At 61.0% G+C, this 10,879-nt stretch carries 7 protein-coding genes; 2 read left to right on the forward strand and 5 right to left on the reverse strand.

The window, feature by feature from the left end:
* Positions 1–82: 82 nt before the first annotated feature.
* Both H096_RS06990 and H096_RS06995 read right to left on the reverse strand, forming a co-directional pair.
* Positions 83–2,455: a TonB-dependent siderophore receptor gene (locus tag H096_RS06990; protein ID WP_033897430.1), complete on the reverse strand. Its 2,373-nt coding sequence runs from the start codon at positions 2,453–2,455 to the stop codon at positions 83–85.
* Between the two features lie 154 nt (positions 2,456–2,609).
* Positions 2,610–4,262 (reverse strand): cyclic peptide export ABC transporter, encoded by a 1,653-nt coding sequence (locus H096_RS06995; RefSeq protein WP_033897431.1) that lies wholly within the window; start codon positions 4,260–4,262, stop codon positions 2,610–2,612.
* A 200-nt stretch (positions 4,263–4,462) separates the two neighbouring features.
* On the opposite strand from H096_RS06995, the gene H096_RS07000 reads away from it, so the two are divergent.
* Positions 4,463–5,293 carry a N(5)-hydroxyornithine transformylase PvdF gene (locus H096_RS07000; RefSeq protein ID WP_033897432.1) on the forward strand — a complete coding sequence of 277 codons (831 nt, stop codon included), beginning with the start codon at positions 4,463–4,465 and terminating at the stop codon, positions 5,291–5,293.
* Between the two features lie 58 nt (positions 5,294–5,351).
* Here H096_RS07000 and H096_RS07005 read toward each other — a convergent pair whose 3' ends face one another.
* Genes H096_RS07005 through pvdM form a run of 3 tightly spaced genes read right to left on the reverse strand, consistent with a single transcriptional unit; the run spans position 5,352 to position 8,889 of the window.
* Entirely contained in the window at positions 5,352–6,212 is an 861-nt protein-coding gene (locus H096_RS07005; protein WP_033897433.1) for a formylglycine-generating enzyme family protein, read from the reverse strand.
* Positions 6,213–6,246: 34 nt separating this feature from the next.
* Positions 6,247–7,521: an aminotransferase class V-fold PLP-dependent enzyme gene (locus H096_RS07010; protein WP_033897434.1), complete on the reverse strand. Its 1,275-nt coding sequence runs from the start codon at positions 7,519–7,521 to the stop codon at positions 6,247–6,249.
* Positions 7,522–7,539: 18 nt separating this feature from the next.
* Complete coding sequence (gene pvdM / locus H096_RS07015) at positions 7,540–8,889, reverse strand: pyoverdine-tailoring dipeptidase-like protein PvdM (protein ID WP_033897435.1); 1,350 nt, start codon at positions 8,887–8,889, stop codon at positions 7,540–7,542.
* Positions 8,890–9,031: 142 nt separating this feature from the next.
* Here pvdM and H096_RS07020 point away from each other — a divergent pair, with 142 nt between their 5' ends.
* On the forward strand, positions 9,032–10,657 hold the full coding sequence (locus tag H096_RS07020; RefSeq protein ID WP_033897436.1) for a hypothetical protein: 1,626 nt from the start codon (positions 9,032–9,034) through the stop codon (positions 10,655–10,657).
* Positions 10,658–10,879 lie beyond the last annotated feature (222 nt).

The following is a 10,879-nucleotide window of genomic DNA, read 5'->3' on the forward strand; positions in this document are numbered from 1 at the left end:
ATCATTTGTACGCGATGGGCACGCGCCCATAAAAAAGCCCCTGACCATTCAAGTGGCCAGGGGCTATTGTTGTTACCCGAGCTTAGAAGCTCCAGCGCGTCGTCAGCATCACATTGCGTGGGTCACCGTAGTACGCCGAGTTGTAGAACCCGATGTTGGTGTAGTACTTCTTGTCGAACACGTTGTTGACGTTGACTGTGGCAGAGACGCTCTCGGTCACCTGGTAGCGGGCCATCACGTCCACCAGCCAGTAGGGGTCTTGCGCAAATTTGTCCTTGCGGTCTGTGGTGGGGTTGGTCAGCACCTGCCAACCTTCCCCCTGCCAGCGTACACCACCGCCCAGGGTCAGCTTATCCAGAGGCCCCTTGAGTTTGTAGGTGGTGTAGAGGTTGACTTGGTCTTCCGGCTCCCAAGTGGAGACCTTTTCGCCGCTTTGGTCACGAATGACTTTATGGGTGTAGCCAGCTTGCAGCTGCCAGCCGGGGGCCAGTTCGCCGGAGATTTCCGCTTCGAAGCCCTTGGTCTTGGCTTTGATACCTTTATAAGGGTTGTCGATCAGCGATATGCCGCTGTAGTTCAAGTCGGCTTCAGCGCGGTTTTCCTCCTTGATTTCAAAGTAAGCCAGGCTGGCATTCAGGCGACCGTCGTAGAACTCACCCTTGAGGCCGATCTCGTAGTTGGTGCCTTCATCCGGTTCGAGCATTTTGTTGCTGGTATCGCGGTAAGCCGTTTGGGGCAGATAGATGTCGGTGTAGCTGGCGTACAAGGAGTAGTTGTCGTTGAGGTCATAGACCAACCCGGCATACGGGATGACTTTGCCGGTGTCCTTGGTGTCGCTGGTGCCGGTCACCTGGTAATTGGCGACCCGCGTACCCAACAACAGGTGCAGATCGTCCATCAGGCTGAAGCGCGCGGTCATGTAGTTGCCGGTCTGGCGTGTGGTTTCGTCGTTCTTGAAGCCCACTTTGCCCCAATCCGGTTCGATGCTGTCGCCATTCCAGTTGTAGAAGTCGTGAACGTTGTTGATGTAGGTCGGGCTGTAGTAGTCCTTGCCCACCCAGTGTGAAGAAGAGATCGATGAGCCGACCACCAGTTCATGCTCGCGACCGAAAAGGCTGAAGGGACCGGTCAGGTACACATCGCCGCTGTCGCTGACGGTTTCACCGGTGAACTTGTTGCCGTAGATCGAGGACAGCCCCGTCACGGGATCTGGCCGCGTGAGGGAGCCCAGCGGGGCGTTATAGCCGTTGATCTGGTGGTTGTATTGGCCTTTGGCGACCCAGCCGTTGTCGAAGGTGTGCTCGAGGGTGGCGAACGCGGTGCGCGAGTACTGCTCCCATTTGCTCCACTTGGCGCCGTTGTTGAACGAGCGCGGCAGGCTGATCGTGTTACCGGCCCGGTCATAGATGGGGCGGCTGCCGGACCAGCCGGAGCCTTTCGGATCGTTGTCCTGATAGTCGGCGCCGACGGTCAGCAGAGTGTCCTCGTCCAGGTCGAACTCGAGAATGCCGTAGAACACACTGGTCTTGCGTTCATAGTGATCCATGAACGAGTGTTCTTTCTGGTAGGCGGCGACGGCCCGGCCGCGGACGTTGCCGGTTTCCGTCAGCGGACCGCTGACATCGACTTCCGAGCGATATTTATCCCAGGAGCCCGCACCCAGTTCGATGTGGCCCTGGAACACCGAAGTCGGTTTTTTACGCACCAGGTTGATGGTCCCGCCCGGGCCGCCGGCGCCGGTCAGCAGCCCGGTGGCGCCCTTGAGTACCTCGACGCGGTCGTAGATCGCCATGTCGGTCAGGGTCTGGCCGGCGGAGTAGGGCGCGTTGCGCGTCATTGGAATGCCATCGTACTGGAAGTTCTGGATGGCAAATCCGCGTGAATAGTAGTTGGTACGCTCGCTGTCATACGTCGACACGGTAATGCCCGGCGTGTGGCGCATGACACTGTCGATACCCGTCAGGCCGAAGTCATCCATGGCCTGGCGTGTGACCACCGAGATTGATTGCGGTGTCTGGCGGGGTGTCAGAACCATGCGTGTAGCGGTAGCGATGGTGCCGGGGGTATAGGAGCCCGTGCCCTCGGTGACCGTACCCAACTGGTTGGCCATGACCTGGGTGGTACCCAGTTCCAGGGCGGATCCGCCGCTGGCGCTAATGGTCACAGCATTGCCTTGCAGGCCATAGTTGACGCCTGTGCCCTTTAGCAGGCTGGCGATAGCTTTGGTCGGCTCAAGCTTGCCTTTCACTGCAACACTGGTTTTACCCTGCACATCCGTCGGGCTGTACAGCACCTGCAGATTGGTCTGGCGACCAAACGCCTGCAACGCCGTCCCCAACGGTTGTGCAGGAATATCGATCTCGATCTCTTGGGCCTGTACATAACCAGCCATGGGCAAGGACACCGCAAGGGCGAGGGCACAAGGCTTGAGGTTGAAGTTCAGGGCCCTTCGCATGGATAGCGCTTTGCTCAGAGGGCTGAGACCGAGTCTTACTGACATGGATGAGTTCTCTTCTATGTTTTAGGTTGGCAGTTTATAGGTGTTTATTGAGGTCAATTCTCATTACCACTAGTGAGACGTTCCTACCTGCAGAAACCGGAAAAGAAATTCACGCCGGTTCCATTTCGTGCACCACTTGGCCGGCGCGCAGGCGCACCAACTGGTCGGCAATATCGAAATAGCGGTCGTCGTGGCTGATCACGATGATGGTCTTGCCCAGGCGCTTGAGGTCCGGCAGCAACTCGGTGTAGAAGACGCGACGGAAGGCCGGGTCCTGGTCGGCCGCCCATTCGTCGAACACCAGCACCGGGCGTTCTTCCAGCCAGGCGTTGACCAGGGCCAGGCGCTTGCGCTGGCCGGTGGACAGGTCGGTGGTGCTGAATACGCCGTCCTTGACGCTGACCTTGTGCGCGATTTCCAGGCGCTCCAGGTACTTGGCGGCACTGTCCAGGGACTGCGTGGCGCTGCCTTGGACCAGGTCATCGAACAGGTAGTAATCGGCGAATACGGTGGTGAACAACTGGCGATAGTCATCGCGCGCGGGGTCGGTCACGGTTTCGCCGTTGAGGCGGATTTCCCCGGCCTGCGGTTGATACAGGCCAAGCAGCAGTTTGATCAGGGTGGTCTTGCCACAGCCATTCTCGCCCACGATAAACACGATATCGCCCTGCTTGATGCTCAGGTTTATCGGCCCCAGGTGGAACGGCTGGCTGCCTTCCACCGGCGGCGGGCTGTAGCTCACGCCGCGCAATTCCAGGCTGTTGACCACCGGCGTGGGGGCTTCGCTGCCATCCATCAGCAGATGGGGTTCAGGCGACGAGAAACGGTCAGAAAGCTCGGTGATGCGCGCAAAGGCAATGCGTGCCTTGCCAATGATCGGCAAGTAACCCACCACATGCTCCAGCGGGCCTTTCATGTACAGCAGCACCAGCACGAAGCCTGTGATCACCGCCGGGTCCGGGTTGGGGTTGTAGGCCTGCATCGCCAGGGCCAGGCCGATGACCACGAAGAACAGCATCGAGCCGAACGTCTTGGCGACGATATAGATGTTCACCGAGCGCACCTGGATGTCGCTGATGCGGTCGGCGGTTTTCTGGATGCGGTGCGTGTTCATGCGGTAGCGGCGTGGCCGGTGAATACGCAGCTCCTTGGCGCCCGAGGCGATCGCAGAGTAATAGCGTTGCAGCTCGTCCTCCTGGTCGCGGGCCTCGTCGAAGCCGCGGATGCCCTTGTGGCCTGCGATAAATTGCACGCTGCTGCCAATGACGATGGCAACGATCATCATCAGGAACATTGGTACCGAAAGGTACGCCAGGTAGCCCAGGCAGCCGAGGGTGACGGTGGTCGCGATGGCCAGTGGGGTGAACGCGAAGGAGAAATCGCTGATGGTGTCGACGTCATGGGTCAGCACCGGAATCAGGCGGTGGGAGCGATACTGCTCGATCTGTTCAATAGGCGCCGATAGCACCTTTTCGCCCAGGTCCTTGCGCAGGGCCGCGATAATCCGCTGGCCGACGTAGTTGGTGCCGATATCCGAGACGATCGAACTGGTCAGTGCCAGCAGGCACAGCGCCGCAAACGTCAGAATCACCCCCTGCGTCATTCCGGTGGAGGAGTGCAGGGCATTGTTGATGGTCGCCAGCAGCAACGTGATGGCCAGGCCGCCGGCCATGCCTAGGCCGACGGAGACCGTCACGATGGTGCGAAAGGGCCTGAGCAATGCGAGCAAACCGCTGAAGGCGCCGCGCTTGGGGTCGGTCATAAATACTTCCCGGAAAGTGAAAAAGAGGGGGCTGGGCACACAGACCCTTACCCATGACAAACGAAGGATTGGCGCGACTATTTAGCTCGGTGTGCCCGATGGTGGCGGGGGTGGATAAATTGCACGGTGGCTGGTTCGTTCTTGTGGTGTAGGCGCACGCGTATTGGCGCGTGCCTGATCTATCCAGCGAGAGCGAAACAATGACGAAAAAGAATCTGGTGTACGTGTGGTCCCTGCGCAATGCCGCGGCTGACAAGGCCGGGCAGCCGGTGGCCTACAAGGACCATGAGCGCTACATGATGTCGGTGTTGGAATCCCTGGCGGGGGCGCTGAACGACACGCCGCTGGGCGAGGCCTACAACCTTGTGGGCGTGGTGTATGACGACGACGAGCAGAACCCGCGGGACCAGCAATTGGTGGCCGACTACGGTTTTGCCTACAAACCTGGCCGCCAATGGTTGTATCCGGCCGACCTGCGCGTACAGGGACGTCTGGTCAATGACTTGCTGCTGAGCGTGCCGTCGACCTATCGACGCCTGCCACGGGGAAGTGCGGAACACATCGCCGGCAAGCAGGACTTCGAGCGCCGCCTGCACGACACGCTGGTGGAGTTGAAGGCCGATATCGTGGTGCTGGACGGTTTGCTGGTGATCCTGGATGAACTGGTGCGTCCCGGTGCGCCATTTGCCCGTCGTATCATGAACATCCATCCGGGCATTACCCGCATTGAATCGCCGTACGAGCGCCGCGGTGCCTATGCCACCTGGAACGCCTTGTACGGTGCGCGTGGTTTGACGATCACGGATTGGGCGACCAAGGCCACCACGCCATCGGAGCCGCTGTACCTCACCGGTGCGTCTTTCCACTACGTGGACAACGGCATCGATTCGGGTGAAGTGTTCCACGACGTGCTCAAGACCGAAATCACGCCGCAAGACACCATCCTTGAGTTGCGCTGGAACAACTTCAATAACAGCCTGTTCCCGGCGTTGCATGAAGGATTGGCGTTGCTGGCCCAAAAAGGAATCTAACGCGGGCACGGTTAAAAATGTGGGAGCGGGCTTGCTCCCACATTAAATCTCCTGTGTGTTACAGGTCGCGTACTACCCGAAACCCAATCCAATCCCCGCGCGTCTGCGGGTAGATCGTGTTGCGGTTACCCGAGCGCGAAAACACCGGCGCTTCACCCCAGTCATTACCCCGAATCATGTAACCCTCGCAGTTAGGCTCCATCCACGCGCTGCCATCGGTAGGCGCGCCGATGTAGTTGGGGTGTTCGCAGTCGGCCACTCGTTCGTAAACGTTGCCATGCATGTCGTACATGCCAAACGCATTCGGCGGGTAGCTGCCGACCGGTGACGAATAGCTGTAGCCATCTGCGGGGCCATAGGTATTGGCGTGCTTGGCGATGCTGTAGTCCTTGCCTTCATCGAACGGGAAGGGGAACGGCCCGGTAGAGCCGGCGCGCGCGGCGTACTCACGCTGGGACTCGCTGACCATGTGGTATTGCTGGCCGGTCTTTTTCGACAGCCAGGCCACATAGCGTTTGATGTCATCCATGTCCATGCACACCGCCGGCTGGCGCGGGCCTTGGGGATAGCGTGGCTTGCTGGCGATACATTCGCGGCCGGGGCGGGTGTCGCCATCGGCGATCTTCACGCCGGTCTGGCGCACGTAGCTGTCCCATTCGCCAGCGGTGATATGAAAACGGCTCATGGCAAACGGCTTGGCGAAGGTCACTTCATGCATCGGGCCTTCATCCGGCTCGCGGCCGACTTCATCCTCGGGCGTGCCCATAGTGAAGGTGCCAGCGGGCAGCACCACCATTTCCGGGCAGTCCTTGCAGTCCTTGAACACCTTGCCGGGTTGCGGCGCGGCGGCCTGGGCCAGGGTGGGCAGCAAGGCGCCGCACAGGGCGGTGAGCGCCAGGGCTGTGAGGGGTTTGTTCATGTGGGCCTCTCATTCAAAGGGGAAAAGGTGTGCGTCACGCCCGCTGGTTCAGCAGGGTCATGAAGCGCTGGATCTCGGCGGAAGAGTTGAGTAGGCCGGGGGAGGTGCGGATGACGGGGCCGACATCGCGGTCCACGGCGTCGATCACGACGCGGTTTTTCATCATGTAGGCCGCGACGGCATCACTGTCCTGGCCCTTGACGCGGAAGAAGGTAAAGCCCGCCGACAGTTCTGGGCTGCGCGGGGTGACCAGTTCGATTTTTGGGTGGGCCAGCAATTGCTCTTTCAGTTCGGTATTGAGTGCGTGGATGCGCGCTTGCACCTGCGCCTTGCCCAGTTGCAGGTGCAGCTTGAACGCTTCGTCCGCCGCCCAGCGATGCTCGAAGGCGTGGTAGCCGCCTGGCGTCATGCTGGTGGCGAAGTCCTTGTCTTCGGAGAAGGTCGGCACCATCGGGGTCACGTCGTTGTTCTGCGGGTCGCGGGCGCAGACAAGGCCCGTGCCGCGTGGGCCGAACATCCACTTGTGAGTGCCGGCGATGAAAAAGTCGCAGTGCATGTCCGGAAAATCGAGGTTTTCCACGCCGAAACCGTGCACGCCGTCCACTACGTAGAGGATACGGTCCTGCTCGTCACGGTTGCGGTTATGTTCTTCCACCAGCTTGCCGATCTCGCCGATGGGCAGCTTCACGCCGCTGCCGGACTGCACCCAGGTCATGCCCAGTACGCGGGTGTTGGGGCGGATATTGCGCTGTATGTTGCCCAGCACCTCGTCGGCGGACACCCGATGGGCGTTGTCGAACAAGCTAATTTTGCGGACTTGGGTCTGCTCCTTGCGCACGCGGAAATCCAGGCTGAACTCGGTGGCATAGTGTTCGTGGACGGTGGTGAGGATTTCCTGATCAGGCCGCACCTTGATCCCGCCATAAATCATCGCCAAACCTTCGGAAGTGCTGCCGGTCAGGGCGATCTGCGGTGGTGTGGCCTTCAGGTAGCGGCCAGCCCACTCGCGCACCTGGCCTTCGCGTTTCCAGGTTTCCTGCAGGTCCCAGTCCATGGCCAGCCCAGGGTTGCGGTCGATCTGCGCGCGGTAGCGTTCGATGGCCTCGCGCACCGGCTTGGGGTGAGTGGCTACCAGGAAGTTGGAAAAATGCAGGTAGTTCGGGTCCTGGTTGAACAGTTGCTTGAGTCCCGTCCATGGGTCATCGGGTGGAGCGTTGGCGGCGATGGCCTGCGGGAGCAGGGCGGCGCCCAGTGGCAGGCTGGCGGCAAATACCCCAGCCTGCTTGAGAAAGGTACGGCGGTCGGTCATGGACTGGCTTCTGGATGATTAACGATTGGCCAAGGGCTTGGCGGATTTTTGGACCTGGTCCCATACGCGCAGGAAGTTGCCTCCCCACAGCTTGGCGATATCGGCTTCGGAGTAGCCGCGCTGGATCAGTTCGGCCGTGACGTTGCGTATTTCGCCGACGTTGTTCCAACCCTGGACGCCGCCGCCATCGTTGAAGTCCGACGACAGGCCGACATGGTCGATGCCGATCTTGCGCACGGTGTAGTCAATGGCGTCCCCCAGGTCCTTGAGCGTGGCCTTCGGTTCTTCATCGAGGATGCCGTACAGCGCGCCAGCGTATTCGCCGAACTTGTGTTCGGGCCAGGCGGCAATGATCGCGTCGCCTGGCATCAGCGCCACGGCCAGGTTGGGCAGGGGCGGCAGGTCGAAGCGGGCGCGCAGCGCGTTGAGCTTGTCCTGGGTCGGCTGGCTCAGTGGGCGCAGGTAGGCGGAGAAGCCGACGATCTGCACCACGCCGCCGCTCTGCTTGATCAGTTGCAGCTCTTTGTCGCTCAGGTTGCGCGGGATATCCACGGAGGCACGTGGCGCCGAATGGGACGCCACCATTGGCGTGCGGCTCAATTGCGCCACTTGCTCCAGGGCCTTGGTCGACATTTGCGACACGTCGATGATCACCCCCAGGTCATTGAGGCGGTGCACCGCTTGTTTGCCGATATCCGACAAGCCATCAAGGGCGTCAGTGGAATCGTTGAAAAACGGCAGCGGCCGCGATGAGTCCGACCAGGCATTATTGCCCACATAGCTGAAGCCGAACATGCGCATGCCGCGCGCCGCCCACAGGTCCAACTGGTTCAAGTCGTTGCCCAGTGGGTAGGCGTTGAGCATGCTGATAAAGATCGCAAACTTGCCTTCGCCATGCAGGCGCCGGAAGTCATCCGGGGTGTAGGCGATGGCGACCTGATTGGGGAAGTCGCGCACCATGCCGCTGATGATCTTGTAGCGCACTTCCTGCTCGTTGCGCGCGGCTTCGACAAAACCGTCGGTGGGTTTGTGCGGCGCATTGGGGCCGTTCCAGATTTCCGGCCAGCCAAAGATGGTCAGCGCTGCGCCGGACAAACGCCCGCGTGCCGCCTTGACCAGATCGAACTGGCCTTCGCCGTCCTTGTCCGCTTCGTTGCCGGCAGTGCCGAAATCCACGGGCACGGTGATATGGCTGTCGAACGACAGCAGTCGATCCTGCATTTCGTTGGCCTGCTTGATCACCGCCAGCGGGTAACCGGCATTGCCCTTGAACCAGTGATCCCAGACCAGGAAGCCGGCCCCGGCACTGATGGCCAGTGCCAGTGGCAAGCCGATGTACAGCGCCTTTTTCGAACGTGGTTTTGTCATTGCCATCTCAGTCAGTTGAGGCCTTCGCTATCAGGGAAGAACGAGTGATCGGCGGCAAAATTTAGGCGGCGAGGGCGCCTCGGTAAATTTCCCCGGCGGGCAAACGTTCTAGCTCTGATAAAGCCGTTTCCTAAGGTAGACAATGACCATCTCTCGACGTGGGTTCATCGCAGGCCTGGCGCTGACAGGCGCCGCGGTGCCGGCCGCCTTCTATGCCCATCGCGAGTTGACGCGCGAAGAAGAATTCCCCATCACCCCCGGCGAAGCCACGGTGGACCTGGCCGACACCGCCGGCCAGCACCTGGCGAACACCCTGCGTGGGGTGTGGGACCTGCGCCTGGAAGGCCGCGACGCCGGCCTCAAAGGGCTGCCATTGCAAGATTTGCAACTGCTGCTCGACATTGCGCCCCGTGGACGCGGTTTGCGCGGTTACCTGGACACCGCCGCCCACCTGCGCGCCGAGGGCGAGCCGCGCTACCGGGTGTTGGGTGACCTGTTGACGGGGGAGAGCGCCGTGCTCTACTGGCGGCTGATCGACCGCGATTCGGCCGACGGTACGCCCGCCTATGAATTCAAGATGACCCTCGACCAGGTCTGGGCTGATTTTGCCAACGCGGGCAGTAGCACCCTCAGCGGGCAGATTCTCGACCTGGATCGTCCCCTGGCCTTGGTCGAGCGCGATAACCGTTTCATCGCCCATAAGCAATGGTTCCCCGAAGCCCGCCAACGCATCGGCCTCAATCCGACCTTGCTGGCTTGGCTGATTGCTCCCGAACACCGTCTTTTCCACCAGCTGTGGCACGCCACCCGTGACCAGTGGCACAAACTCCCCGAGGAAAAGCGCGAGGCCTTGCGCGGTATCGGCTGGCAACCCGGCCCGCGCGGCCAGGAACGCGATGCGCGGGGCAAGCGCAAAGACCGCAACGGCTCGGGTATCGACTTCTTCTTCATGCACCGCCACATGCTCGGCACTGCGCGCTCAATGCAGGATCTGCCTTCATGGCCGCAATTCCCCGAGCCGCAACCGGCCTTGGAGCGTGATCGCCACGGCTTTTTGCGCTATTTCGACAACCACGACGGTTTCGCACTGCCGCCCACCTGGTCGGCACCGGACGACACCGAGTACACCCAGTGGGTCAGCGACATCAAGGCCGCCGAGACTTATCACAGCAATTTCCAAGTGTGGGAGTCCCAATACCGCGACCCGCGCTACCTGGCCAAATTCACCCTAGGCCAGTTGGGCTCCGAAATGGAACTGGGCCTGCACGACTGGCTGCACATGCGTTGGGCCTCGGTGCCACGCGACCCCTCCAATGGTGCCCCCGTGCCCATGGCCCGTGACCCTTCCGACTTTGCTGCGCGCTGGTATGCAGCGGAAAACGACTTCCTCGGTGACCCGTTTTCTTCCCACGTCAACCCGGTGTTCTGGCATTTCCACGGCTGGATCGACGACCGCATCGAAGACTGGTTCCGTGCCCATGAACGCTTCAATCCGGGCGAAGTCCAGCGCCTGCAAGTCAACGGCGTGGCCTGGTTCGCGCCGGGGCGCTGGGTGGAAGTCGGCGACCCCTGGCTGGGCCCGGACACCCATGGCTGCAGCACCACACCGGGGTTGCAGGTGGGCAAGTCGATGGAGATGGACCCGGAGGTCATGAAGCTGGCGCTGCGCATTACCTTTGGTGAGGACGAAAACAGCCTGCAGGGCCTGTTCAAACGGGTGCCGAAGCGGCCGTGGTATGCGCGTCACCTGAAGCTGAAAACCCCTTGAATGGGGCTGTGGTGGGCACTCCTACCACAGATTGAACCAACCCAGTTCCTCCTTGTCCCCGCTTCCCATGTCACCCCCCGCCTGCCAAATCCCTTAATTTTCCAAGCCTGCCGGAAGCCTCTCCAGGCCCCCGGCTGCGCCCGCTTTTTGGATGCGGGGCGCACAGCACCCGATTCAAGCGGCAGCTGAAAACGGACTTTCTTCTCCACCGTGACTTATCAG

Origin of the sequence: Pseudomonas sp. FH1 (assembly GCF_000510895.2) — a bacterium.
Lineage (GTDB): Bacteria > Pseudomonadota > Gammaproteobacteria > Pseudomonadales > Pseudomonadaceae > Aquipseudomonas > Aquipseudomonas azotoformans_A.

Bases quoted from the DNA above. Each gene is read 5' to 3' on its own strand.
- H096_RS06990 (WP_033897430.1), bottom strand. From the start codon at position 2,455: ATGCGAAGGGCCCTGAACTTCAACCTCAAGCCTTGTGCCCTCGCCCTT.
- H096_RS06995 (WP_033897431.1), bottom strand. From the start codon at position 4,262: ATGACCGACCCCAAGCGCGGCGCCTTCAGCGGTTTGCTCGCATTGCTC.
- H096_RS07000 (WP_033897432.1), top strand. From the start codon at position 4,463: ATGACGAAAAAGAATCTGGTGTACGTGTGGTCCCTGCGCAATGCCGCG.
- H096_RS07005 (WP_033897433.1), bottom strand. From the start codon at position 6,212: ATGAACAAACCCCTCACAGCCCTGGCGCTCACCGCCCTGTGCGGCGCC.
- H096_RS07010 (WP_033897434.1), bottom strand. From the start codon at position 7,521: ATGACCGACCGCCGTACCTTTCTCAAGCAGGCTGGGGTATTTGCCGCC.
- pvdM (WP_033897435.1), bottom strand. From the start codon at position 8,889: ATGACAAAACCACGTTCGAAAAAGGCGCTGTACATCGGCTTGCCACTG.
- H096_RS07020 (WP_033897436.1), top strand. From the start codon at position 9,032: ATGACCATCTCTCGACGTGGGTTCATCGCAGGCCTGGCGCTGACAGGC.